The organism is Paenibacillus sp. AK121 (assembly GCF_019042715.1).
In the GTDB taxonomy this organism is placed as follows: Bacteria; Bacillota; Bacilli; order Paenibacillales; family Paenibacillaceae; genus Paenibacillus; species Paenibacillus polymyxa_C.
Map to the genome: position 1 here is coordinate 80,189 of NZ_JAHPJM010000003.1, position 24,889 is coordinate 105,077.

21 protein-coding genes are annotated in these 24,889 nt (G+C 47.5%); 5 read left to right on the plus strand and 16 right to left on the minus strand.

Going from position 1 to position 24,889, the window contains the following annotated elements:
- Positions 1 to 124: 124 nt before the first annotated feature.
- The 9 genes from KSP24_RS06650 to KSP24_RS06690 all read right to left on the minus strand — a co-directional run bounded on the left by KSP24_RS06650 (position 125) and on the right by KSP24_RS06690 (position 13,114).
- Positions 125 to 2,785 carry a PBP1A family penicillin-binding protein gene (locus KSP24_RS06650; RefSeq protein WP_025675109.1) on the minus strand — a complete coding sequence of 887 codons (2,661 nt, stop codon included), beginning with the start codon at positions 2,783 to 2,785 and terminating at the stop codon, positions 125 to 127.
- A gap of 190 nt (positions 2,786 to 2,975) precedes the next feature.
- On the minus strand, positions 2,976 to 3,218 hold the full coding sequence (hfq, locus tag KSP24_RS06655; RefSeq protein ID WP_013371546.1) for an RNA chaperone Hfq: 243 nt from the start codon (positions 3,216 to 3,218) through the stop codon (positions 2,976 to 2,978).
- A 20-nt stretch (positions 3,219 to 3,238) separates the two neighbouring features.
- Positions 3,239 to 4,219 (minus strand): tRNA (adenosine(37)-N6)-dimethylallyltransferase MiaA, encoded by a 981-nt coding sequence (gene miaA, locus KSP24_RS06660; protein ID WP_216974763.1) that lies wholly within the window; start codon positions 4,217 to 4,219, stop codon positions 3,239 to 3,241.
- On the minus strand, positions 4,203 to 5,054 hold the full coding sequence (locus tag KSP24_RS06665) for a class I SAM-dependent methyltransferase (protein WP_216974764.1): 852 nt from the start codon (positions 5,052 to 5,054) through the stop codon (positions 4,203 to 4,205). Before KSP24_RS06665 ends, miaA begins: the two co-directional genes overlap by 17 nt.
- 12 nt (positions 5,055 to 5,066) lie before the next feature.
- Positions 5,067 to 7,172: a DNA mismatch repair endonuclease MutL gene (mutL, locus tag KSP24_RS06670; protein WP_216974765.1), complete on the minus strand. Its 2,106-nt coding sequence runs from the start codon at positions 7,170 to 7,172 to the stop codon at positions 5,067 to 5,069.
- Positions 7,173 to 7,242: 70 nt separating this feature from the next.
- Positions 7,243 to 10,062 (minus strand): DNA mismatch repair protein MutS, encoded by a 2,820-nt coding sequence (gene mutS / locus KSP24_RS06675; protein WP_216974766.1) that lies wholly within the window; start codon positions 10,060 to 10,062, stop codon positions 7,243 to 7,245.
- A gap of 110 nt (positions 10,063 to 10,172) precedes the next feature.
- On the minus strand, positions 10,173 to 11,408 hold the full coding sequence (locus tag KSP24_RS06680) for a putative amidoligase domain-containing protein (RefSeq protein ID WP_129549477.1): 1,236 nt from the start codon (positions 11,406 to 11,408) through the stop codon (positions 10,173 to 10,175).
- A gap of 125 nt (positions 11,409 to 11,533) precedes the next feature.
- Entirely contained in the window at positions 11,534 to 12,091 is a 558-nt protein-coding gene (locus KSP24_RS06685; RefSeq protein ID WP_013371552.1) for an outer spore coat protein CotE, read from the minus strand.
- 126 nt (positions 12,092 to 12,217) lie between these two features.
- On the minus strand, positions 12,218 to 13,114 hold the full coding sequence (locus KSP24_RS06690; RefSeq protein ID WP_025675099.1) for a LysR family transcriptional regulator: 897 nt from the start codon (positions 13,112 to 13,114) through the stop codon (positions 12,218 to 12,220).
- Between the two features lie 115 nt (positions 13,115 to 13,229).
- Here KSP24_RS06690 and KSP24_RS06695 point away from each other — a divergent pair, with 115 nt between their 5' ends.
- A complete protein-coding gene (locus KSP24_RS06695; protein ID WP_058829678.1) occupies positions 13,230 to 14,546 on the plus strand; it encodes an amino acid permease in 1,317 nt (438 codons plus the stop codon).
- Positions 14,547 to 14,567: 21 nt separating this feature from the next.
- On the opposite strand, the gene KSP24_RS06700 is transcribed toward KSP24_RS06695, so the two are convergent.
- The 5 genes from KSP24_RS06700 to KSP24_RS06720 all read right to left on the minus strand — a co-directional run bounded on the left by KSP24_RS06700 (position 14,568) and on the right by KSP24_RS06720 (position 20,039).
- Positions 14,568 to 15,524 carry an aromatic acid exporter family protein gene (locus KSP24_RS06700; protein ID WP_013371555.1) on the minus strand — a complete coding sequence of 319 codons (957 nt, stop codon included), beginning with the start codon at positions 15,522 to 15,524 and terminating at the stop codon, positions 14,568 to 14,570.
- Positions 15,525 to 15,641: 117 nt separating this feature from the next.
- Positions 15,642 to 16,475, minus strand: a complete 834-nt coding sequence (locus tag KSP24_RS06705; RefSeq protein WP_013371556.1) for an ABC transporter permease — start codon at positions 16,473 to 16,475, stop codon at positions 15,642 to 15,644.
- A gap of 8 nt (positions 16,476 to 16,483) precedes the next feature.
- Complete coding sequence (locus KSP24_RS06710) at positions 16,484 to 17,296, minus strand: ABC transporter ATP-binding protein (protein ID WP_013371557.1); 813 nt, start codon at positions 17,294 to 17,296, stop codon at positions 16,484 to 16,486.
- Positions 17,293 to 18,381 (minus strand): ABC transporter substrate-binding protein, encoded by a 1,089-nt coding sequence (locus KSP24_RS06715; RefSeq protein ID WP_216974767.1) that lies wholly within the window; start codon positions 18,379 to 18,381, stop codon positions 17,293 to 17,295. Before KSP24_RS06715 ends, KSP24_RS06710 begins: the two co-directional genes overlap by 4 nt.
- A gap of 140 nt (positions 18,382 to 18,521) precedes the next feature.
- Positions 18,522 to 20,039 (minus strand): carboxypeptidase M32, encoded by a 1,518-nt coding sequence (locus KSP24_RS06720; protein ID WP_216974768.1) that lies wholly within the window; start codon positions 20,037 to 20,039, stop codon positions 18,522 to 18,524.
- Positions 20,040 to 20,212: 173 nt separating this feature from the next.
- Between KSP24_RS06720 and KSP24_RS06725 the strand changes: the two genes are divergently transcribed.
- The 4 genes from KSP24_RS06725 to KSP24_RS06740 all read left to right on the plus strand — a co-directional run bounded on the left by KSP24_RS06725 (position 20,213) and on the right by KSP24_RS06740 (position 22,491).
- Positions 20,213 to 20,776 (plus strand): beta-class carbonic anhydrase, encoded by a 564-nt coding sequence (locus KSP24_RS06725; RefSeq protein WP_013371560.1) that lies wholly within the window; start codon positions 20,213 to 20,215, stop codon positions 20,774 to 20,776.
- 251 nt (positions 20,777 to 21,027) lie between these two features.
- Positions 21,028 to 21,594 carry a PadR family transcriptional regulator gene (locus KSP24_RS06730; RefSeq protein WP_216974769.1) on the plus strand — a complete coding sequence of 189 codons (567 nt, stop codon included), beginning with the start codon at positions 21,028 to 21,030 and terminating at the stop codon, positions 21,592 to 21,594.
- 159 nt (positions 21,595 to 21,753) lie between these two features.
- Entirely contained in the window at positions 21,754 to 22,209 is a 456-nt protein-coding gene (locus KSP24_RS06735; protein ID WP_013371562.1) for a hypothetical protein, read from the plus strand.
- Positions 22,210 to 22,212: 3 nt separating this feature from the next.
- Positions 22,213 to 22,491, plus strand: a complete 279-nt coding sequence (locus KSP24_RS06740; protein ID WP_216974770.1) for a YxcD family protein — start codon at positions 22,213 to 22,215, stop codon at positions 22,489 to 22,491.
- Positions 22,492 to 22,587: 96 nt separating this feature from the next.
- Here the strand turns inward: KSP24_RS06740 and KSP24_RS06745 are convergent, their stop codons facing one another.
- Together KSP24_RS06745 and KSP24_RS06750 are read right to left on the minus strand one after the other, a co-directional pair.
- Positions 22,588 to 23,457, minus strand: coding sequence for an STM4011 family radical SAM protein (locus KSP24_RS06745; RefSeq protein WP_216974771.1), 870 nt, complete (start codon positions 23,455 to 23,457; stop codon positions 22,588 to 22,590).
- Positions 23,454 to 24,881 carry an STM4012 family radical SAM protein gene (locus tag KSP24_RS06750; RefSeq protein WP_216974772.1) on the minus strand — a complete coding sequence of 476 codons (1,428 nt, stop codon included), beginning with the start codon at positions 24,879 to 24,881 and terminating at the stop codon, positions 23,454 to 23,456. Before KSP24_RS06750 ends, KSP24_RS06745 begins: the two co-directional genes overlap by 4 nt.
- Positions 24,882 to 24,889 lie beyond the last annotated feature (8 nt).

Consider the following 24,889-nt stretch of genomic DNA (forward strand, 5'->3'; position numbering starts at 1 on the left):
TATTTAAACTGTACACTCAAAAATAACCCCTGTATTACAGCAAAAAAGGTATTTTCAGACTGTCAAAACAGTCCGAAAATACCTTTGATTTGAAGCCACTATCATCTTACATAAAACATATTTGCTAATCCCGGTTGTGACGTCCACGATTGGAGTTTGAATGACCGTTGGATGTGTTTTCATGACTTCCATCCATAATAGCACCTGTGGTAGATGCATCTGTATTTTCTGGATTGGTCATAGTATTTTCATCAGTTATACCTGAATCCGGTGTAGTCGTCTGACCATTCCCCGTATTTGTATCGTTTCCGTTCCCAAAATTGTCGTTACTGTTGCCTGTGCCTCCAGTACCATTTCCATTGTTACCTCCAGGAGACGTTGGAACTTGGTCAGTACCAGTACCGTTATCAGTACCTCCAGGAATCGTATTCCCCTGGTCTGTGCCGTTCTGACCGTCTATATTCTCGCCATTATCCGGTACGGTTCCATCCTGATTAGGATCGTTTCCTGGCTGCGGATCTATCGGAGTAGTCTCTGCCGGAATTTCTACACTAATCGTATTGGAAGCTGCGGATTCTTTACCATCCGCTCCATAAGCTACGACATAGTATTGATACGTTTTTCCAGCTACAGGAGACGTATCTTCACCACTCGTGCCTCTCATCGCCTCCATAATCGTCCGGAAGCTTCCTTCGGAAGACTCTTTACGATAAACACGGTATTGTACATTGTCTCCCTCTGCCGCATTCCAAGACAACGATACAATTTGGGTATCCTGACTATAAGACCCGTTCAGTCCGCTAGGAGCGGTGGCCTGAACCGGCTCTTCTGGCTTCTCTTCAACCGGTGGTTCATATCCCTTCGGCTCGCTAAATTGCGTAACTGGATGCCCCTTGAGAGCTTCACCCATGACCCTTCCGAAAAAGGCAGCCGACTGTCCACTGTAGTTTCTCAACATATGCTTACTGTCCGGCTTGTCATACCCCATCCATACCGCTCCGGTATATTCCGGCGTATAACCGACAAACCAAATGTCCCGGTTACCACTGTTGCCGCTAATACCACTTTGGGTCGTACCCGTTTTACCAGCTACAGGCCAGTCAATACGTGCTTTGCGACCTGTACCGCTATTGACCACATTTTGCATCATTTTTGTCATTTCATAAGCCGTTTTCTCACTCATAACAGATTTGGATTCCTCATTATGAGTATAAACCACTTGATCATCACTATTGTTAATTTGCTTAATGGAGTAAGCTTTTTGGAATTGTCCCTTATTGGCAAAAGCGCTATAGGCCTGCGCCATTTCGAGGGTATTTGTTCCTTTGCTTAATCCCCCTAATGCGATAGCAAGCGAGTGATCATTTTTGTCCATCGGTATGCCTACGCTCTCGGCGAATTGAACCCCTTTTTCCACACCGATTTGGTTCAACAACCATACAGGTGGTATATTTTCAGACTTCGTAATGGCATCGATCATGCTGATGGTCGAAGAGTAACCATGCAAGTTTTTCGGACTGTATCCGTTAAAGCTCTGCCGTTCGTTACTCAAAGGAGTATCTATCGTAAATTTACCGGATTCAAGAGCTGGCGCATAGGCTACAATCGGCTTAAAGGCCGATCCTGGCTGTCTGCGGCTCTGTGTCGCACGATTGAAGGTTCCCTTTTTATAATCCCGTCCGGGTGCCATCGCGGCAATACCACCTGTTTGGTTGTTAATAATAACCATAGAGGCTTGAACAGGCTGATCGTCTGGACTCTTTTCGAACATATCATCATCTGCCATCGCTTGGTCCAGCGCATTTTGAGCCTGAGCATCCATTGTCGTATGAATTTTATAACCACCAATAATCAGATCATTGCCGCTGACTCCTGGCAAGGCATCCTCTGCCTCATCCATGACATATTCCATAAAATTTTGATACTTTTGCACTTTTTCCGGTTGTTTGTAATCGTAATTTATAGCCTTGGCTTCTTCCATTTCCTGCTTGCCAATCATTCCCTGCTCAAACATCAGCTGGAGAACCACAGCACGCCGGGCCTTTGAGTTTTCCGGGTTACTGATCGGGTTATACTTGGAAGGCCCTTTTGGAATAGCTGCCAGTGTAGCAATCTGCCACAATTTTAGTTCTTTTAAGTTCGATTGCCCAAAATAGCCTTCCGAGGCTGCTTTAATACCGGAATACGAGCGTCCAAACCAAATCCGATTCAGGTATAGCGTAATAATTTCATCTTTAGTCAAATTCCGCTCTAGCGCCATTGCGATGGATACCTCTGTCGCTTTACGGAAAAAGGTTTTGTCACGTGTCAAAAACAAGTTTTTGGCCAACTGCTGAGTCAGCGTACTGCCGCCCTCCACCGCAGAACGAGCAACGATATCCTTCACTGCCGCCCGACCGATAGACCAAATATCAACTCCTTGATGCTCCATAAAACGCTTATCCTCAGTTGCGATAAAAGCTTTTTTGAGCAACGGTGGAATTTCTTCACTCTTCACTGGGTCACTTTTTTGCACAGACAGCTCACCCATGAGCACACCGTTGCGGTCATAAACCTTTGATGTCTCGTTCACTGTAATTTTGTCCTTGTTGGCTTTGTAGATTTTTTCGCCATTAACCATGACAAATAAATAACCACCAAGTGCGCAAAATATGGCTAATGCTGCTGTAATAAACAGCGTCCACCCAACTCGCTTACCTGTTATTTTCTTTTTCTTGCCCTTCGGCTTCTCTTTAGATGTGTTTCTATTGCGATTGCCGGATCTGGACAATGAATCGTTTGGCATTCCCCTGACTCCCTTTCGCGAATAATCATTATGTCACCGAGCGTAAGCTTAGAGCTAGCTGTCGGCAGCATGAAAGTAAACGGAATGAAAAGAACAACCCTGATCAGGTTGCTCCCGGTCACATTCCTATACAGTTAGACGAGACGGACGCCTGAAAAGTTTCATTATCCGGGCGGCCGTCCAGCCGTAATCAGTTATCGCTAGCGTTATCTTGTTGTACAAGCGATACGTTGCGTTGCGGTGTAAAGGTGGAGATGGCATGCTTGTAGATCAGCTGTTGCTTTCCATCCGAATCGATAACAATTGTAAAATTGTCAAATGCTTTAATCGTTCCTCGCACCTGGAATCCATTGATGAGGTATACCGTTACAGGTATAGAATCCTTGCGCAATTGGTTCAGAAACGTATCTTGGATATTAATAGACTTGTTCATTTTAGCCGTACCCCCAATAATCATTTGGATTGTTTTGAAGTATATTCAAGGTCTGTCCGGAACTTTCCTGCTATAATTTCGTGTATTAGGGCTACATGAGCAGAAAAATTTTCGAAATCAGTGACATCTACCCACTGGATATCCTTCATATGGCGAAACCACGAGAGCTGTCGCTTCGCAAAATGACGCGTATCCCGTTTTAGCCAAGTCACCGCCTCCTCCAAAGACACCTCTCCCCGCAGGTAGGAGGATATCTCTTTATAGCCTAGACCTTGCATGGAGATGGCATCGCTTCGCACTCCCCGTTCCATTAAGGAGGTTACCTCAGCAACAAGCCCTTGATCGAGCATCCCGTCAATTCGGTCTTCAATACGTTTATATAGCATTTGCCTATCCATTGTCAAACCTACGATGCAGAGTTGGTAGGGAGATTCCTTTTTTTGACTGGCAAGTTGAGAGCTCAGTGTTGTTCCGCTAACATGGTAAATTTCCAGCGCTCTCACGACTCGACGACGATCATTAGGATGCAGACGAAGTGCACTTTCGGGATCAACTGCCTTTAGTCGCGCATGAAGCGCTTCGGCCCCAAACTGATCGGCATAGTCAAGCTGTTCCTGGCGAAAAGCTTCATCAGCCCCTACCTCAGAAAACTGGTATTCATAGCAAACCGATTCTACATACAAACCCGTTCCGCCTACGATGAAAGGTAGCTTTCCCCTAGATTGAATATCAGGTATGAGACGACGACAGTCTTCCTGAAATTGGGCTACTGAATATGGGTATTCAGGCTCATGAATATCGATTAAATGGTGCTTGATTCCTTTCATTTCCTGTTCGGAAATTTTGGCAGTTCCAATGTCCATATGACGGTATACCTGCATGGAATCCCCGGAAATAATTTCCGCGTCAAATTGTCGAGCCATTTCGATGCTTAGTTTCGTCTTGCCAACCGCAGTCGGGCCAACAAGAACAAGTAGTTTAGGCTTAGATGCCACTGTCAATATCAATCACTCCGTACACTGTTTTCGTTGTGCCCCGTTGCTCCACACGGAAGCCGAGGCGGGCAAACTCTCCGCTACCCCTTTTTTCTTTCAATACAATTGTTTTTCGTGCAACCCTTTTCGCATGAGCAATACTTTCTTCATTCAATGCATCTGGATTAGCCAATCCTCTCAATGGACCGATTGCACTGGAATCAAGCAACGGATCACGGAACATCGGGTCAAAATAAATAATATCTACACTTCGATTCGGCAAGCTACGCAAATAGTCCAGATGATGACCATAACGAACGTCAATGTCGGAAAAAGCTCTATCCACTGCAGCGTTACCGGAACGGTAATGCCTCATCCCATCCTTGATTAATGCATAGACAGGGAAGGAACTCTCCACAGCTGTAACTTGTCCAGAGCTTCCCGTTCCAATCGAGAATAGAAGAGAATCCGTACCGAGCCCTGCCGTGCAATCAAGCACGGTATCACCCGGGGCAAGTCGGGCAGCCGTCAACATCGGATCAACCTCGCCCTTTAATACCCTTTTAGCTCGAATGAATCCCATGCTTGGATGAAAAATCATCGGTGATTGTTCCGGGCCAATCAGCCTCACCCCGCCCTGCACCAGCACCAGAGCCTGACGGACTCTGTGAGCAGCGATTAGCTTAGCTACTGATATGCCGCGACGTGGAGCGTACAGCACCCCAAGCTCGGCTGCAAGCAACTTCGCGCGCTCCACAACCTCGTCCGAGGGAGAATCTCCTGTCGTGACCAGTAATTCAGCTTGCTTCTCACGAAGCATCATCTGCTTTTCTTCTTCACGGTTTTCCCAATCCTGCAACATATTTATACTCCCTTACATTACTCTTTTAAACAGCTTCTCCAGATCATATGTGGAAAAGGAAACAACGATGGGGCGCCCATGGGGGCAGGTATAGGGTTGTTTGCAGGCTGCCAAACGCTCTAGCAGCACGGCAGCCTGTCGGTCAGTCAGCTTCTGATTTGCTTTAATCGAAGCCCGGCAGGAGCACATGATTGAGGCAGCTTCCCGCAGTTTAGCAAGATCAATGGCTTTTTCCTCCAGTACCCATCCGGCCATTTCCTCAATGACATCCGCTTCTTCTCCTTTAGGGAGCCAGTACGGATATGAGCTGACACGGAAGGTTTGCCCGCCAAAATGCTCCAAATACACCCCCGCCTGTTCAAACCAGTGCAACCTCGTTTTCAATTTTTCCGTCTCGGAAGGCGTAAATTCCAATGTAATTGGCAGTAACAACTCCTGTGATACTGATTCAGGGTTGCCAAATTTTTCGTAATAAAATTCGTAATTGACCCGCTCATGGGCGGCATGCTGATCAATTAAATACAAGCCCTGGTCATTCTGCGCAATCAGATAGGTCCCATGGTGCTGACCGATTAAATTCAGCTCAGGAAAAGTAGGCACCTCAGAGGCTGCCCCCGACAACGCTGTCAATTGCTCTGTATTTAGATGCTCCTGGCGCGGCTTCTGATCCGTAAATTTAGTAGTGTTGTCTGCAATTGGTGAAACAGCAGAACGGTAAGCAGTAGAAGCAGCCGTTTCCTGTATACCTTCGCTGTACGAGGAAGAGACATCTGTTTCGGCATGGTCTCCTGTGGATATCGGTGTAGTCGTCCCATCAGGAAGCGACACGCCTCCTCTAACATCACCCTCGTTGTTTTCTTCCACAAAATCTGCATCCAGCTCATCATCACTGATACTTTGACGAGCGAGAGTGTTGGCCTGTCCAATGACGGAATGGCTCCCCCTATTCGGAAGTTGCTCATGTTCATGGCTAAACTTCTTACTCTCTTCATTACTTTCATTACTGCTTATATTATCTGCAGAAGTATCTACTTTTGCACTATTTCCTTTCGAGAAATGAAACTGCTCCTGCACAAATGAGCCGCTATCCTTGCCGCCAATTTCGCGTTTGACTGCCTTTGGAATCAGCACTTGCTGCCCTAAAACAGCTTTTACCGAATCTTCAACCAGCTGAAACAGTTCAGCTTCTTTACTGAACCTCACCTCCAGCTTGGCTGGATGGACATTAACATCCACCAAAGAAGGATGCATGTCCAGTTGGATCACAGCCAGCGGATAACGATTAATCGGCAACAAAGTATGATACGCCTTGAGCAGTGCCTGATTGAGCCCATAGCTCCGCACAAATCGTCCATTCACTACTGTCGAGATTGCATTTCGATTCGATCTGGTCCACTCTGGGCGACTGACATAGCCGCTAATTCGGTAATCAAGGCTCTCTCCTTCCACCATCAACATTGATTTCGCCGCAGAAGTTCCGTAAATAGCAGCAATCACTTGGAGCAAATCACCATTGCCCAGCGTTTGCAACAATGTATTACCATTATGCCGCAATGTAAAGGCCACTTCTGGGTGCGAAAGCGCCATTCGATACAATACATCCGAAATGTGTCCCAATTCCGTCTGGATCGTTTTCATATATTTTAGCCGTGCAGGTGTATTATAAAACAGATCGCGTACGGTAAAATCCGTCCCCTGCCTTCCAGCAGCATCCTCGTGAAGCATCAGTTTACCGCCCTCAATCACCAATTTACGGGCACGGCCGTCATCTCCTGCTGCTGTGAGTAGCTCTACTTTTGAGACAGCCGCTATACTTGGCAATGCCTCTCCCCGGAAGCCGAGACTTGTGATCTGGAACAAGTCTCGGCCATGTCCGATTTTGCTTGTCGCATGTCGATAAAATGCGGTTTCCACGTCCTCAGGCTCTATCCCACTGCCATTATCCGTCACCCGAATACTTTGCAGGCCGCCCTCTTCTACCCATACGTCCACTCGTGTACCGCCCGCATCAATCGCATTTTCCACCAGCTCCTTCACGACGGAGGCTGGACGTTCCACGACCTCACCGGCAGCAATCTGATTCGCAATATGCTCATCTAGCACTCGAATTTTAGACATCCTTTTAACCTCCTCCTGACTTCAAAGTGTGATGAAAAATAAGCAAAATAATAATGTCTAATATTCTTAATTACAGACCATTGGCCTTATTCTTTAATTCATTTAACAGTTGCATCGCCTGTAAGGGTGTCATATTCATGACATCAGCATTTTTCACCTTCCGCAAAATTTGGCGCACGATCGGATTAGCTTCTACCGTCTCTGAGTGTGGCTTGGAAGGAGCAAGGTCCTGCTCTCCGAAAATGGACAGCTGTACCACGTCAGAAGCTGCATGCTCCAACTCACCTGAATCTTCCACAATCTGTAGAGTATCTTCTTTTACCAGGGTAGCTTGCTGTGATCCAGACTGGACTTGTGGTGCAGTTTCTCCGTTTGCTCGCAATGTCTGGTCTGCATATTTTGCGGACATTGGAGAAATCTCTTCTGTCCCTGGCACTGTACGAAGATCAGTCCCTTCCTTCGTTCCTCTTGCTGTCTCGGTGCCTGCCGTTACTTGAGCTGCCGCCTGTTCAAAACCATACAGCAGACCATTTGCTCGCTCAATAATGTTATTAGGCAAACCTGCAAGCCGTGCACAATAAATACCATAGCTACTACTAGCCGCGCCCGGTATGAGCTTGCGTAGAAAATTCACCTTATCGCCGCTTTCCTGCACGGCCATGGAATAATTTCGCAGCGAAGACAGACCTTGCTCCAAATGGGCCAGCTCATGGAAGTGCGTAGATACCAGCGCCTTACAACCAATCGTATCATGCACAAATTCGATGACCGCTTGTGCAATTGCCATCCCTTCGCTGGTGGACGTTCCTCGTCCCAGTTCATCAATTATAATCAGACTTCGTGGAGTTGCCTTGTCCGTCATGACTTGAATATCTGCCATTTCGACCATAAACGTACTCTGTCCGCCAATGAGATCATCCGCTGCGCCGATCCGTGTGAAAATGCGATCCAGCATCGGCACTTTAGCACGTGCAGCCGGGACAAAGCAGCCAATTTGAGCCATAATCGCAATGAGTGCAACCTGACGCATATACGTACTTTTCCCTGCCATATTCGGACCGGTGATGAGTAAAATATGCGCATCGGCTTCTTCCAACACTGTGTTGTTGGCGATAAAGCCGCCATCTTTCATGACGGCCTCCACAACGGGGTGCCGTCCCTGTTCCACTACAAAATCATATCCTGTTGTCAGCTCAGGTTTCACGAATCCACGTTCCGCGCTAACCGTAGCCAGCGACTGATACACGTCAATTTCAGCAACTTGCTCTGCCAGCTTTTGCAGGCGAGGAATTTCAGCGTTCAGTTTACTGCGAAGCTCAGAGAAAAGCGTGTACTCCAGATCCACCATTTTATCCTCAGCTTCCAGAATTAGCGATTCCTTTTCCTTCAATTCTGGTGTGATATACCGCTCAGCATTCGCCAACGTCTGTTTGCGTTCATATCGACCTTCCGGTAATGAAGCCAAATTGGATTTGGTCACCTCAATGTAGTAACCAAATACTTTGTTGTATCCGATTTTGAGTGACCGAATGCCGGTTGCTACTCGTTCTTTGGCCTCCAGCTCAGCAATCCAACGCTTACCGTTCACACTCGCCTCACGCAGTTCGTCTAGACGCTGATGGTAGCCTTCCTTTATAAGCCCTCCATCTCTTACGGAAATCGGGGGTTCATCAGCCACTGCTTCCTCAATCAGCGTACACAGGTCTGCACAGCTGTCCAATGTTTGTGCAATTCGTCTCAGCGTATTCGACGGAGATTCAGCGCACAGCTCGCGTAAAGACGGAATTTGGGCCAGAGACAGCTTGAGGGCGATCAAATCTCGTGCATTAGCACTACCAAAAGCGATCCGTCCTACCAAACGCTCTAGGTCGTAAATCTCTTTAAGCTGAGCACGTACATCCTCGCGGAAAATAAACTGGTGGTATAGCTTGTCTACCGCTTCTAACCGTTCCTCAATTAAATTGCTACTCAACAGCGGCTTGTCGATCCAACGACGCAACAAACGTGCGCCCATGGATGTCTCTGTGCGATCCAGCAACCACAGCAACGAGCCTTTCTTGGAGCGTTCACGCACCGTCTCCACCAGTTCCAGATTCCGGCGGGTAAATGGATCCAGAATCATAAAATGATTAGGCTCATAGACCGAGATTTGGGTCAGTTGACCTAACGATCTTTTTTGCGTTTCATTTAAATAGGAAATCAGGCGCGATACGCACCGTCTGCGTTCCTCCGTAAGCCTTGCCCACGTGGCTTCACCAAATTGATCCCGTACCAGATCATCCTTGGATTTGTCCCAAGCCGTATACACAACCCGCCTTCCAACAGGAGACATACGGGAGGTCACAAAATCAAGCAAATGACCATCTCCCAACATTTCGGACGGCTCATAAATGTTAATTTCATCTAATAGCCATTCTTTCGAATCAGGTACGGAAGTCACATAGAGTTCACCTGTCGACAAGTCGCATGCCGCCAGCGCCAGCATCCCGTCCGTCTCTGTGACACATACCATGTAGTTGTTGGATTTATCACCCAGCACCTTGCCTTCCATGACCGTACCCGGGGTCACAACACGGACAATATCCCGCCGTACCATTCCCTTGGTAGCTGAGGCTTCCTCCATTTGTTCACAGATGGCCACCTTATAACCCTTCTCAATGAGGCGTTGTATGTAATTTTCTGCTGAATGATAAGGCACGCCGCACATCGGAATTTTCTCCGCGACGCCACCCTCACGACCAGTCAGTGTAATTTCCAGCTCCTTGGATGCAAGAATCGCATCATCAAAAAACATCTCGTAAAAATCCCCTAGGCGGAAAAACAAAAACGCATCTTTAGCCTGCTCTTTTATAGATAAATATTGCTCGATCATCGGTGTATATTTAGACATACCGTTACCTAACCCCCACACTTTGTTCCGTTTAAACTCATAATTACCTTTCATTATATCAAAAATGACAGTCGATAACATGAAACCCTCTCGGGTGTTGACACTTGATTTTACGAAAGCTTCCAGTACGGGCGCAAATCCCGTGTTTCATCCCATTGTTTTCCCTTGCGAAGGCTATCCAGAAGTGGCGCTATATAAGCTTCATATTGAGAAAAGATATCTAGTGAAATCATATCTAAAATAAGTGGCTCCATATACTCTCTAAGTACAACCTGATTCCCTTCATAAAAAGCTCTGTGAGCCTCTTCTTCTCCCAGCGGCCTACGCTGCAAACGTGAGTATTGGGAAGCAATCAGAAACGCCATCCCAATCACACCTTTCGCCAGCTGTGGCGAGATTAGAAAACTGGGCAGTGTTCGATATTCAAAGCCTCCATAAGACTGACGGCGAAAATCGCCCAAATTGCCATAATGCGGTCTGCGCCGAGCCGAGCGCTTGTCTTCCAGCAGCGCCAGAGGCAACGCCAAATAGTTATCTAGTGCCCTGAGCAGGGCACCATTTAGCGGAACCCCGCTGAAATGCAGATGTCCGCCCAAGGGAAAACCCGGTTGCGGCATTCCGCCTGCCTGCCAGATGAGCGTATGGTCATCTATCTGCCGAGCTGCTATCGCAAAAGCTTGGCGCAGGTGCCTCAGCAGACGGGCCGGATCTTCACTTGGTGCAGGACGAAGCTCAGCGACTGGGTATAGCGTTCGTCCTCGGCGGGTAACGGCATCGCAGCCGGCTACGCCTAATCGGCCCAAATATCGAGAGGCCGGAACAACCCTCCCCTCTGGCATACGAACCAGCACAAATTCGGGATCCATTCCGATTAATAGTCGCGCTCTGCCCCGTTCCGCTGAAAGTTCCTCTCCCGGAGCATCCTCTTCACGAGCAGCAGCTTCATATAGCGTGGCCAAACGTCTATCGTTCAGCCATGGCTGTGCCAAGACATGGCGAACCTGACAATTACGTTCTCCAAGCGGCCTCAGCACTACCTCACCACTGTCCAAACCGAGAGTGTACAACGCACGTACAGCCAGCCGCTCCATCCGGACATAGAGCGGTGATTGATAATCTAGTTCAGACCGATCATATGCACTAACCTTAGTAGAACCTTCGAGGGCACGTCTACGGATTTCCAGCACCCGTAGTTGATGGATTTGCACCGCGTAGCCGATCGCAAAATCTGCTGTACTCTCATCCAGCCAACGAACCGAAATACCTGAGCGCTCCAATCTGCGCATTTTTTCATCGTCCGTCATCTGTCTGAAACGTCTGAGCGCCTGTCCCGGTTGCCGCATCATAACTCCCCCTTACCGATCTACGTACGGACTTAAACAATCCAAACGACAAAAAAGGAGGGCCTTTGCCCCCTGCGCAATATCAGCCGGCGCAAAGAGTAAAGTGGCCCTCTTTTTGGTCACTCCTGTCAGAGCTCGTCGTCAATGAGGTCGGGGTCGAGCTCCTCATAGTCCCCCTCTTCCGCTCCAAAATCAAAGTCCTTGTCAAAATCGTCACTGCTGCCATACGGGAATACTTCTACAACAATCTTCGTTTCCGCCACCAGCTCCACCGCAAATTCCCGCTCGACCCGGATCATTACGCTGCCACCTCCAGAAGACACACTGGCCTCGACGCAACTTGGCTCCTGTGTAGCTTCGGCGGATACTTCCACTGTAGACGCCCGGTGCTTCGGATCAAGATACGAGAGCGGCACATTTTCTACGTACGACACCGTTTCCTTAGCCACATCGGTCTGCGAGTTTTTATCGTATGAGTACCAAATATTGATATCATACGTCCCGATGACCTCAATGCCGTCTCCAGCCGCCACAGCTTCATACTGGTGGTTAATAATCCATGCCCCCAAAATACTGGTCGGATTATTCGGCGGAGTTACGGTATGGGTTACGGTAGAGAATCTGCGACCTTTACCACAGATCGCTTTGGTAATAATCTCTCTACGATTTTTATGACTTAATGCCATTCTTGAACCTCCTCCATACAATCAATCATTCCATACATATGTATGCAGGTTGTGGGCGAATGTTGAGTGAATAGGCGAAAAGGAAAAAATATTATTTGTATAAGCATATGCCGCCATGGCTTGAACTCATGCACGCCAATGTGTTACATGCTGCTCAACGATCTGTAAAAATTCGCTGAGAGCTGGCGATTTCCACTTTTTCGTGTGATAAGCGACCTGAGTAGCCACCTGCTGTTCACTGTCATCCCAGGCTAGACGTGCCATTTTCCCTTCTCGCAGCTCATTCTGTACCGTAACCAGCGGAAGCAGCGCAATACCCAGTCCAGCCATGACGCATTGTTTGATGGCTTCTATGCTCCAAAATTCCAGACTAGGGTCTGCAAAAATACCGTGTTTGTTCAAATACTGCTCAAAAAGGATTCGGTACGTACATCCAGCCTCCGTATGCAAAATGGTTTCGTCCTTCAAGTCGGCAGGCTCTACCTGAGTATAGGCAACCAGCGAATGCTTCAGTGGAGCAACCAGCGCCATCGGCTCATGAATAAGCGTGGTGATATTCAGTTCCCTATCCTCCGTCTCAGGTTGAAGCAAAAAAGCCAAATCCAATTCACCGGAACGGATCAAATCACGTAATTCCCAGCATTCGCCGGGTTTAAGTACAATTTTAACCTTTGGGTACCGCTCCCTGTACTCACGGATCAGACTCGGCAAACGAAAAGCAGCCAGAGACTCTGGTGCTCCTATTTTTAGCGTTCCTGCTAATTCTGTTTCTGAACGAAGCGCATCCTTGGCCATAGCATGCATCTTGGAAATTTCCTGCGCATAGGGCAGCAGGCGTCGTCCGGCATCGGTCAGCATAATTTTCTTGCCAATGCGATCAAACAGCGGCGTACCCAATTCCGTCTCCAGTGTTTGAATTTGAGCAGTAATACTTGACTGTGCATAATCCAGTATACGCGCTGCTCGCGTAAAACTGCCTGCCTCCACTACATTTATAAAGGTAAACAAATGCCGCGATTCCATAATCCGCTCCTTCAATCGATTTTTCCGATGCAAGCAATCGTAATATTCCGTTTTTCCGATAGATTGATTATCTGATAAGCTGGAGAAAATAACAAGAGAAAGAAGGCCTTTCTGCATGACGAATGAAAATAAGCTTCAATCCACTATTGGTCTTCCACAGGCCATTGCGCTCTATATCGGAGCTGTATTGGGTTCGGGGGTATTGATTGTGCCTGGTCTTGCCGCCCAAATGGCGGGTCCAGCATCGTTGCTGGCATGGGGATTCATGACCCTGCTCATTCTGCCAATGGCGCTTTCCATGGGACTTCTATCCGCGAAATTCCCAAATGCGGGAGGGGTATCGCATTTTGTGACGTTGGCCTTTTCCCCACGTGCTGGTGCTTATATCGGATGGTTTTTTCTCATGTCGGTTCCAATTGGGGCCCCTGTTGCCGCACTTACCGGAGCCGGCTATATGACCGCAGCTATGGGCTGGGGAGAGGAAAGCCGCATAATGTTGGCCGCTGCCATGCTGGCGGTGGGCCTGGTCATCAACTGGATTGGTATGAAGGTTGCCGGACGTATTCAGATTGCCGTCGTTATAGCCATCGTTGCCGTCCTGATATTCGCTATTGCCGCAGCACTCCCTCAGATGAAAACTGTTCACTTCACGCCGTTTGTTCCACATGGCTGGCTTTCTGTCGGCCAAGCAGCTGCGATTCTGTTCTGGTGCTTTATCGGCTGGGAGGCTGTGTCCCATATGTCAGAGGAATTTACCAATCCCGAGCGGTCTGCCGTTAGAGGTGTGACCATTGCAGCCATCATTGTGGGTTTGCTTTATTTCCTTACTGCGCTTGCTACGGTAGGCACACAAAGTTACCTTGCAGGAGGTTCGGATGCTTCGCTCATATGGGTGATTAGTCGGGCTATCGGGCCATGGGGTGCGATCATTGCGGGCTTGACGGGGATCTTTATTTGCACCGCTACTATTATTGCTTACGTGGGTGCCGCTTCACGAGTCGCTTATGCTTTATCTCGACAAGGACAGGCCTTTCGCTGGATGGGCGTGTTATCCCAACGCTTCCATACCCCCATCGGGGGCATTGCTTTTCTTAGCGTCTGCTTCGTGATCATTATGGTGTTGTACAGTAGCGGTGCTGTTTCACTCACCAACCTGATCCAATTGCCGAACGCTACCTTCATTCTGACCTATCTAGGGGGTTGTGCAGCAGGAATCAAGCTCCTACGTGGGAGTCGTTGGGGAGTTTCCATTAGTTGGATTTCCTTCATTTCCACGGCAGTTGTTTTCCCCTTTGTCGGGTGGGCCATGCTTTACCCTTGCCTGATCACCGTTGTCTTGTGGATCACAGATCGAATTCGGCATAAACGGACTTTCACTCATCCGAATTCTGCCGTTACTGAACAAGAAAAGGCTACTGTCCGTCATGGATAGTAGCCGCTCAAGGTCCTTACTCTAATTTTTCACCGGAGTAGGGGCCTTGTCCTTTTTAGCGATTTTCAAATACTGGTGAAGCTCATGTGTAAGCTGCAATAATGCTGAACGAATCTCAAATTCCTCCCGAGTTGCGGGAAGCTCCATGGCTTTAAATTCTTCACGAACCTGCTCCAACAGCTTCTCGGTCTGTCCTGTATAATGTCCAGCCAAAACGTCGTTGCTAAGCTGGTCGAACAGCTCGGCCAGAAGCTTGGCCTGCGGCATGTGCTGATACATTTGTGCGATCAACTGCATCATGTTTTGAATCGAATCCAGCTGTTCTTTGCGCATATAAAAATACACATTCCAGCCTTCTTGGGGACGAAGCATTTGATTTTCCAATGAACGACCCGCCTCAGTGACCCCTTTGGTGATCACGCTGTCCGCTTCAATAACTTCCTTGCCATCCCATATGTATGCCGGACTACGCAGCGTGTTGGCCATATTTCTGAATATAACAGAAAATGTCCGATCCACCTCCTGCCGGATTTGTTGCATTGTATTATCAGAACGCGGCATATAAGCTAGATTGACAACCATCGCAGAACCCAGCCCAATCACCAGCAGAGCCAGCTGGGTCAGCAGTACCTCCATATCAATCACACCGCCGCTGAATACTCGGAAAACCACGACCGAACCCGTGACAATGCCTTCCTTAAAGCCCACCCGTACAATGACCGGAAACGCCGTTAAAATATATAATGCAAGCACCCAATCATGGAATCCGAATACCACAAACAAAACACAAGCAAAAAGAAGTCCCACGACGGATGCAAAAAATCTCGCCGAAATGGTGCGGAGACTTCTCTTGCGTGTGACATCCACCCCCAAAATTGCTAAAAGCCCTGCCGAGGTGGCTCCGTGAATGCCTACTCCCTCCGCAATAAGTACGGCCATTAATGCGGCAATAGCCGTTTTAATCGTACGAAAGCCCATGAAAAAATTCTGTCCCCTCTAGATGAAATCTGTTTTCTCATTTTCATAAATATTAAGTATTTCATTTTCATGGTACTTTATTTTCACGTTTTGCACAAATATTCAGAAATTTAATAATTACCGATGAGGGCGACCTGAAAGCAAGCGGTGCTCCACATACACAACTGCCTGGTACATCAATGTAGCTACGACAGCAATGATCAACAGACTGGACATGACCAGTGTGAAATTGAACACCTGAAAACCATAAATGATCAAATAACCTAAGCCATTTTTAGCAACCAAAAATTCACCAACAATCACGCCAACCCATGCCATGCCGACATTCACTTTCAGCGTAGAGACAATTGCGGGAAAGGAGGCAGGCAAAATCACCTTTTGAAACGTATCCCGGCGTGTTCCTCCAAACGTGCGAACCACTTTGACCAAATTGGGATCGACTTCCTGAAAACTGTTGTATACCACAAGGGTCGTAATGATAACCGTAATGGAGAGGGTTGTCATCAGAATCGCGGTAAAACCAGCCCCAAACATGACGATAAATATTGGCCCTAGCGCTACCTTGGGCATACTGTTAAACACAACCATATATGGATCAAGTACCCTTGATAAAAACGGCGACCACCAAATAAGTACCGCGAGCAATGTGCCGAGCAGAGTACCGAGCAAAAAACCTGCCATCGTTTCTCCAACAGTGACACCTACATGTCCCCATAATTCCCCGCTGACCGCATCCTTGCCAATCTGAGTGAAAATTTTGCTAGGATAGCTAAACAACAATACATCAATCCACTTCAAACGACCTGCAATTTCCCACAATACAAATAAAAGCAGCAAAATAGCTATCTGCACACCTGTTACTAACCACTGTTGCATACGCCTGTTACGCAAATACGTCTGATGCAGTCCTTGAATCCAACGTTGCTCAGGCTGATCAGCTTCGTTCTTCATACGTTAACTCACTCCTTTGCTCCCGAAGCCTCCAGTTCCCGCCATATTTCATGAAATAGCTCATTAAAGCCCGGCTGTTCGCGCGCATAAAAAGGCTGCGCTTCCCGAATGGAATCCGGAATCTCGAAAGTACGCCGGATATGACCAGGATTTCGCCCCATCACTATAACCCGATCACTGACTGCAATGGCCTCGGCCAAATCGTGCGTGACTAAAATCGCCGTTTTCTTTCGTTCGCGCAAGGTTTGCACAACGAGGTCCTCCAGTTGCAGCTTAGTTTGATAATCCAGCGCGGAGAACGGCTCATCCAGCAGCAGCAATCCCGGATTCGTCGCCAGCGTCCGTACCAGCGCCACACGCTGGCGCATTCCTCCAGACAACTGGGATGGATGCAAATGCTCCTTTCCTCCCAAACCCATACCTTCCAGCAATAATCGCGTCCGCTCACGCGCAGCTTCATCTACTCTGTTGCTTAGTTCCAGACCTAACAATGCGTTATCCATGATCGTCCGCCACGGGAAAAGATAATCCTGCTGCAACATGTAACCGACCTCAGGACTCGGGCCACTTACCGGCTGACCTTGCAACATAACTTGACCTGCCGCTGGACGCAGCAGCCCGGCGATCATAGACAGGATCGTCGTTTTGCCGCAGCCGCTTGGACCGACTAAACTGACAAATTCCCCTGTATTTACGGAAAAATCGATATTCTCAACCGCCAATGAAGCTTCCCGATCTGTTACGTATACATGGGTCACTTGCTCCATTCTCACCATCGGGATCGTCACATCCGCAGTGAGACCACTCTGTTCCTCCGTCATGGTGAACCTCCTGCATCCACAGCTGTATCCGTAGCTTCGGTTGTGCTCTTTTTCACATCTGTTTCAGTATTCCCGATAGAGTTGGAGGAGATCGCCTGTTTTGCAAAACTTGGGTTTACCAGCTTATCTAGTGCAACCGGGCTTTTCAGCTCACCTGCCGAAGCCATGACATCCTGTAAATTATTCCATTCATTTTCCTCAATCATCGGGTTCATTGCATAGGTACCCTGTTCCTTATAGCGCTTGATACTACTCGTCAAAACAGCTAATTCTGTATCCTTAAAATAAGGTGTAATAGCTTCGGCGATCTGTTCAGGTGAATGCGCAGCAATCCACTGCTGTGCCCGATATATGGCATTTGTAAATTTCTGAGCGGCTTCGCTATTGGTGTTTAGATAGCTTTGCTTCGCCATATATACCGTATACGGCAACTCGCCACTCTCTACGCCGATAGAGGCAACTACCCGACCTCGACCTTCCTTTTCAAAAATAGACGCCTGTGGCTCAAACAGCTGCACATAATCCCCTGTACCCGAACCAAAAGCAGAGGCGACATTGGCAAAATCAATATTTTGAATCAGCTTCAGATCCTTATGAGGATCAATGCCGTGTTTGCGAAGCGTAAATTCAAGTGACATTTGTGGCATTCCGCCCTTGCGTTGTCCCAAAAAATTTTGTTGTTTCAGCTTTTCCCAGTCAAAGCTATCCTTTGTTTGCCGAGCAAACAAAAAGGTTCCGTCCTTCTGTGTCAGCTGAGCGAAATTAATGATAGGGTCCTCTGCTCCTTGCTGATACACATAAATAGATGTTTCCGCGCCGATCAGCGCGATATCTGCCTGATTGGACAACAACGCCGTCATCGCCTTGTCTCCGCCAGGGATCGTAGCCAGTTGGACATCCAGTCCCTCCTGAGCAAACATCCCCTGGCTCAAGGCTACATACTGCGGCGCATAAAAGACCGTACGGGCTACCTCGCCAAGTCTGATCTCAATCGTCTGCCCCCCCTTGGGGGCACACCCACTGAGCAACAGTAATCCGAGTAGTGCCGCAGCCACCACTGCTTTGCAACGAGCGCCGTATTTCATCCTTGTTCCCTCCCCACCTTTACATCGTTGACTTCATATATTGTTATGCGGCTGACATTATAATGGTTAACTGCATACAAAAACCCCGCATTTGCCTATGAATGCGAGGTTTTTGTGTGCGATTGTATAAGAACTCTAAATCAGAGCTTGTATATGGATGTATATTTATCTTCCAGATAGTCGGCGAGATAATCAGGATTCAGATCCTCACCCGTAATGGCTACAATCAACTCAGACGGCGTTCGGCTCTTGCCGTAACGGTAAATCCGTTCAGTCAGCCATTGCTTGATCGGCTCCAGCTCACCAGCAGCAATCAGCTCATCCAGGTTCGGCAGCTCCTTACGCAGAGTCGCCAAAATTTGGGCTGCATACATATTGCCAAGTGAGTAAGAAGCAAAATAGCCAAAATCACCACCGGACCAGTGAACGTCTTGAAGTACGCCCAGCCCGTCGTTCGGGGGTAGAAGCCCCAGGTATTCTTTATATTTTGCATTCCACACTTCGGGGAGACGCTTTACATCCAGCTTTTCATTAAACAGCATTTTCTCAATTTCATAGCGGACAATGATATGTAAATTATATGTCAGCTCATCCGCTTCAATACGAATCAATGAATTTTCCACGCGGTTGACTGCCCGGTAAAATTGCTCTGCCGTGACCTTCGCCAAACGATCAGGAAAATGCTTTTGCAGATCATCGTAATACCGATCCCAGAAAGCACGACTGCGTCCGATTTTATTTTCCCACAAGCGGGACTGGGATTCATGAATCCCCATAGAGGTTCCTCCGGACAGTAGTGATCCTGCCAGCTCAGGAGCAATGTTTTGTTCGTACAGTGCATGGCCTCCTTCATGCAGTGAGCTGAAAATAGCACTGGTTACATCATCTTGCAAGTAGTGTGTTGTTATACGCACATCACCTGGATTTAATCCTGTCGCAAAAGGATGCACACTCTCATCCAAACGACCTGCATCAAAGTCATAACCCATCTGCCCTAAAATGAACAGACTGAACTTTTCCTGCTGCTTCACATCAAATACACCGTCTAAAAAGCTCTTATCCGGCTGGTTGGGTGAAGTCTGAATTTTAGACAGAAGGGGTACAAGGCGCTTTTTGAGTCGATCAAAGACAGCATCCAGCTTTTCAACCGTCATCCCTGGCTCATATTGATCCAAAAGTGTGTCGTACTCTGTATCCTTAACACCCCAGTAGCCGATAAACTCACGCTTCATGTCTACGATTTTAGACAAGTACGGTTCGAATCCGGCAAAGTCGCTATGTTCCTTTGCTTCCTCCCACTTGCTTTCTGCCTGAGCCGCTAAAATGCTATACTCCCGGTAGCGGTCTGCTGGGACTGAACGATTCAAGTCATAATTTTTGCGACATTCCTCTACCAATCTGCGATCATTGTCCTCCAGTTGCTCCAGCTTGTCTTTTGCGGCAAAAAATTGCAGCAACTGCCCCATTTCATCTGAGATCATCAGCTTGAACATTTCCGTGGACAGCATCCCCAACGTCTCGGACCGAATGTCAACTCCCTTGCGTGGAGCTCCTGTCCGTAAATCCCAGTGCAGCAAGCCGACTGCTTCGCCATAACCGCTGATTTTGTGTGAGATTTCCTTTAAAGCCGTCCATTGATCCAACGTCTGTTGCTCCATAATTAGGGTCACCTCTTTAACTTAAAATGGTTAAAACTTTACAACTACCTATACTTGATGATACTTATATTAAAAAGTATAATCAACACACAACATGTACGACCAACTCCTAATACCTGGATCAACGTTGGGCAGTACATATTGCACTTTATTAGAATCTGGAGGGAACTATCGTGGATCACATCCAAGAAATTTTAGAGTACAATCGTGTTTTCGTAGAAAACAAAGAATACGAGGCCTATAGAACGGGCAAGTTCCCTAACAAAAAAATGGTCATCATAACCTGTATGGATACGCGGCTAACGGAATTGCTCCCCAAAGCCATGAACCTGCGTAACGGGGATGTCAAAATTATTAAAAATGCGGGTGCCATTATTTCACAGCCTTTTGGAAGTGTAATGCGCAGTGTGCTAGTCGCTTTATATGAGCTGGGAGCAGACGAAGTACTCGTTGTAGGTCATTATGAATGCGGCATGGCTGCACTAAACGCTGATCATATGGTTAATGAGATGCTGGAACGTGGAATTTCGCAGGAAGTGCTAAGTACATTAGAAAATTCAGGTATTAAGTTAAATAAATGGTTGAAGGGTTTTGACAACATTGAAGAAGGGGTACAGACTACAGTGAAGCTTATTAAAAACCACCCCCTTCTCCCTCCCAATACGCCCGTTCATGGTATGGTAATACATCCGGATACAGGCGCGTTAACCCTTGTTGTTGACGGGAATAACCAGTAAACAGAATCCTTATCCTCAAAAGTTAACAGGGTAGTTCAGGCGCGTATATACGTGCTTAAACTACCCTGTTTCTATGAAAAAAAGCACATATACATACCGAATGACCCCAGCCAATTTTGGCTAACCTGTGAACGACTGGTGTGAAAGTTGTCAAACCATACAGTTTCAGTGTACACTTTTTATGGAGCCGCAGATTACCGGCCGCACAGCTGTTACAACCGTTACTTTGATGGATGAAGGAGATAAGATATATGAATTTACTATCGTATGGTCTGTTGGGACTTCTCGCCAGAGAGGAATCCTCCGGCTATGATCTGATGCTGCGTATTCAGCCTTTTTGGCAGGCCAAGCACAGCCAGATCTATCCGCTACTGGCCCGTATGGAGAGCAAGGAACTGCTAGCCTCCCGATGGATTCAGCAGTCCGACAAGCCTGATAAAAAGATGTATACCATTACGGACAAGGGAATCCATATGCTTCAGCAATGGTCTCAGGAAACGTTAGCTGCTCCGGTTACACGGGATGAATTAAGCCTTCGACTATTCTGTCTCTGGTTGACGGACAAAACTAGCGCCAATCGTATGCTAGAGGAACGCAAACGTTATTTTATTCAGAAAATCCGTCATCTAGAGGATATACTGAACGACATTCCCGCAGAAAATTTACACTTTGGCAGTAAGAATTTCGGTGACTATATTCTAGTACAAAAAGGGCTTATGAATGCCAAAGCAGGCCTGGAATGGTGCCAAATGGTGCTGCGCATGCTGCTTGCCGGTAATGTCAGAGCGGACACTAATCCGTTTTTACTTAAACCCTAAAGCAAAATGCTTTTATCAATCCATGCATGGGATTTATGTACGTTATCGTTTAATTTTTTAAAATTTAAAATTCTTTGAAACCCTTTTCCATGCTATATCGTATTACGGGTAAGCGGTTGTTTGACCTATAACACAAATTACTAGGGGGATTATATTTACATGAAAAAGACATTCACTTTGAAAAATATGATGATGCTGATGATGGCTTTCACCCTACTCATTGCTATGATCGCACCATCTACAGCTGATGCAAGGCGTGGTGGTGGATTTAAATCCGGACCAAAATCATACCAATCTACACCAAGCAAGGCGAATGACAGCAGCGGCATCAATAAGTCTGATAGTGGAACTAAATCTAGTGCGGCTACGGGCAACACAAGCAGAACCGGTGGGTTCCTCGGTGGCGGTGGCGGGTTCCTCAAAGGGATGATGCTGGGCGGCTTGGCAGGTATGCTTTTCGGCGGATTGTTCGGCAACATGGGTGCATTGGGCAGCTTACTTGGCCTGGCCGTTAACGTTCTAGCTATTTATGTCCTGATTATGGTTGGTGTAGGGATCTACCGAGCTATCAAAAATCGTCGTAGACCCGATGATTCGCGTGGAGGACGTTACTAAGTTATGATTTTAAGCATGGATGAGATTGTCAATGCCATTTGCCTGCATATGGCTGAACGCAAGGGCGTACAACCGACCGATGTGGTTGTGGAGCTAAGCTGGGAAGAGGATACAGGCTATACAGCCGAAGTTCATGTCCAGGGACGCAGTCAATATCTGGTGGAAGCCAATATGATTGAAGCCATTCTGAGATATCTTCATTCCGAATACAATATTCGTGCCTATCGCGAGCAGGTCAGATTGGATCTGGATGAAGAAATTACCGCTATTGTCCAAACTTAATTAAATTGCATAGGACCGTCGTACAAACTTGTTTCAAAATAAAAGAACCGCTCTTTGCCTGGTGGCAAGGGCGGTTCTTTTTCTGCTCTTTTCTCTCTAATAGATCGTCATGGTTGTACGCGGCACCCTTTCAAGCAAACCACTACCATACATTTCCCGAAATGGCTGCTCTTCCATATGGATATAACCGATATAACAGCCGCATTCTTTCATCCGGCACGGACGCTGGGCGCTCAGTCCCTCCAGACCGTCTCTGTACAGGTGCCCAATCACACGTCGATCCTGATAGCAGTGTTTTACTCGCCCGTCACCTTGGACGTAGAATACATCTGCTCCCGCGCGACATGCTCGTCCCTGGCTGCTATAATCCTTTAAATTCCATTGAAAATAGGGATCTATCGCAGTTAATTCGGCAACCTCCGCATCCGTATAATAATGTGGTCGGTCCTTGTAGGCGTTGACCCACATATAAACTTCTTTTGGAAGTTGCGCCCGCAAGGAACGAATAGCCGGGAACGCCTGTCTCAATCCAACTGTACCGACACTATAGGAAATGCCAAGTTCATATAGCTTCATCGCCTGCGATATAAAAGCTTGCTCTTTGGTTTCTCCAGGATGATAAGTAGCCCACAGTGCAGCCGTATCTGGATTTAATTCGTTTGTCCAATCCAGCTTAGCCGATAGATTCGTCTGCACCGCCACTTTTTCCACATGCGCCATGTGAGAAAACTCAATCATAGCCTTACGATACCAGGAATGAATCAAGGCTTCTCCGTACGGATTAAAAAAAATGGAGAGCTGGTGCCCTAAAGCCCCCTGCTCCCGTACCCAATCAGCAAAACGCTCCAACTGCGCCCGATCCTTGTTCAACGTTTCCCGACTATCGACGTTTTTACTGAATGGGCAGTACGGGCAAGCATAGTTGCACGAGGTCAACGAACCACGATAATATAAGGTCGCTCTCATGCGCCTACATATCCTTCCATACGCTCGCGTACTGATGTGGAGATCATCCAGTCTCCAATCGCATCGGAATAGGCCATTCCTTCCTCCGTAAGTCGAAGCGTGCCCTCCTCGACCACAGCCATACCCGATTCCAGTAGCAGCGACATTCCTGTAAAATCGTCTTCCAGGGATACACCAAAGCGCTCTGCATAGGCACATAGCTCCAAACCTTCCCGATGAAGAAGCGCCTTCAGGATAAAGCGCCGCTTACGCTCATCCGCATTTAAAATAAAGCCGTAGTCAGCCAGATCATGACGCTCCGCCGCCACATAATCCGCGATAATACTACGTGTAGCTGCTGTACTGACACCATACCGGCTGGCATAGTGTACATCGCGTGTATAAGAGCGTGCACCACACCCCAATCCAGCCATGCCCTCCTCCTGGCAACTGTAGGGTAAAAGCTCTTTGCTAGATGTACCCTCATTTTTAGCAAAACGGCGCATGGAATATTGTACATATCCTGCCTGTTTGAGTCGTTCGCGCGCTACTTCATACAAGCTGAGGCGAATATCATGATCCAGCCCAGTATAGCCAGGCTTTAAAATCGTATTTTCACGAATGTATAACGGGTAAAGAAAAATCTCTCCTGGCGAATAGGACAGGGCTTCCTCGAGAGAATACAGCCAGGTTTCCACCGTTTGACCAGGCAGACCATAGATCAGATCCACGTTGAGCATAGGAAAATTGTATTCTACCAGCCGCTCAAGTGCTTCTCTAACAAGCTTGGGCTTCTGAGGTCGGTATATGGCGGCACTTTCTGATTCCACAAAGCTCTGGATTCCCATGCTGACACGATCTGTACCGCGGCGCTTGAGCACCTCCAGCCTATCCTCAGTTACAGTATCGGGAGAGGTTTCGACTGAAATAGAAGCTCGCTTGGGATCCAATCCCATAATATTTTCTGCAATGTCAAATAAACGCTCCACCAAAGGAGCCTCCAATAAGGTCGGCGTACCACCGCCAATCGCAAAACGCGAAAAAGGCCGACCGCCCATAATTGGGGCCCATTGCCGAGCTTGTCTTTCTAGCGCATCCACATACTCCTTGTGCACATCCTGGCGCTTATCCGGTAAAGTGAACAGGTTACAAAATCCACAGCGAGCTGCGCAAAACGGTATATGCATATACAAAAAATAGCTTTCCAACTCTTCTTTCTCCCACAATTCCTGCAATGAGAGCGGTGTATCGAACGAACGATAGGCCGTTTTATGCGGGTAAGAGTACAGATAGGAGCGATAGGGAGCTTCTCGGATCGTACGTGCCCATTCTACAGGAGTATCCGGCCACTGAAATCTAGTCGTTACTAATTTTGTGTCCATTCCTGGAGAAGTTTGGGTTGCTGTGCCCATCGGATGTAGGTGATTCAGATTCATGGCTTTCATTTCTGCTC

What these genes read in the sequence shown, in the direction of transcription:
- KSP24_RS06685 (WP_013371552.1), bottom strand. Translation starts at nt 12,091, where the DNA reads ATGGCATTAAGTCATAAAAATCGTAGAGAGATTATTACCAAAGCGATC.
- hfq (WP_013371546.1), bottom strand. Translation starts at nt 3,218, where the DNA reads ATGAACAAGTCTATTAATATCCAAGATACGTTTCTGAACCAATTGCGC.
- KSP24_RS06665 (WP_216974764.1), bottom strand. Translation starts at nt 5,054, where the DNA reads ATGTTGCAGGATTGGGAAAACCGTGAAGAAGAAAAGCAGATGATGCTT.
- mutL (WP_216974765.1), bottom strand. Translation starts at nt 7,172, where the DNA reads ATGTCTAAAATTCGAGTGCTAGATGAGCATATTGCGAATCAGATTGCT.
- KSP24_RS06740 (WP_216974770.1), top strand. Translation starts at nt 22,213, where the DNA reads ATGATTTTAAGCATGGATGAGATTGTCAATGCCATTTGCCTGCATATG.
- KSP24_RS06715 (WP_216974767.1), bottom strand. Translation starts at nt 18,381, where the DNA reads ATGAAATACGGCGCTCGTTGCAAAGCAGTGGTGGCTGCGGCACTACTC.
- KSP24_RS06745 (WP_216974771.1), bottom strand. Translation starts at nt 23,457, where the DNA reads ATGAGAGCGACCTTATATTATCGTGGTTCGTTGACCTCGTGCAACTAT.
- KSP24_RS06735 (WP_013371562.1), top strand. Translation starts at nt 21,754, where the DNA reads ATGAAAAAGACATTCACTTTGAAAAATATGATGATGCTGATGATGGCT.
- KSP24_RS06730 (WP_216974769.1), top strand. Translation starts at nt 21,028, where the DNA reads ATGAATTTACTATCGTATGGTCTGTTGGGACTTCTCGCCAGAGAGGAA.
- KSP24_RS06695 (WP_058829678.1), top strand. Translation starts at nt 13,230, where the DNA reads ATGACGAATGAAAATAAGCTTCAATCCACTATTGGTCTTCCACAGGCC.
- KSP24_RS06650 (WP_025675109.1), bottom strand. Translation starts at nt 2,785, where the DNA reads ATGCCAAACGATTCATTGTCCAGATCCGGCAATCGCAATAGAAACACA.
- KSP24_RS06720 (WP_216974768.1), bottom strand. Translation starts at nt 20,039, where the DNA reads ATGGAGCAACAGACGTTGGATCAATGGACGGCTTTAAAGGAAATCTCA.
- KSP24_RS06710 (WP_013371557.1), bottom strand. Translation starts at nt 17,296, where the DNA reads ATGACGGAGGAACAGAGTGGTCTCACTGCGGATGTGACGATCCCGATG.
- KSP24_RS06705 (WP_013371556.1), bottom strand. Translation starts at nt 16,475, where the DNA reads ATGAAGAACGAAGCTGATCAGCCTGAGCAACGTTGGATTCAAGGACTG.
- mutS (WP_216974766.1), bottom strand. Translation starts at nt 10,062, where the DNA reads ATGTCTAAATATACACCGATGATCGAGCAATATTTATCTATAAAAGAG.
- KSP24_RS06750 (WP_216974772.1), bottom strand. Translation starts at nt 24,881, where the DNA reads ATGAAAGCCATGAATCTGAATCACCTACATCCGATGGGCACAGCAACC.
- KSP24_RS06690 (WP_025675099.1), bottom strand. Translation starts at nt 13,114, where the DNA reads ATGGAATCGCGGCATTTGTTTACCTTTATAAATGTAGTGGAGGCAGGC.
- KSP24_RS06680 (WP_129549477.1), bottom strand. Translation starts at nt 11,408, where the DNA reads ATGATGCGGCAACCGGGACAGGCGCTCAGACGTTTCAGACAGATGACG.
- KSP24_RS06700 (WP_013371555.1), bottom strand. Translation starts at nt 15,524, where the DNA reads ATGGGCTTTCGTACGATTAAAACGGCTATTGCCGCATTAATGGCCGTA.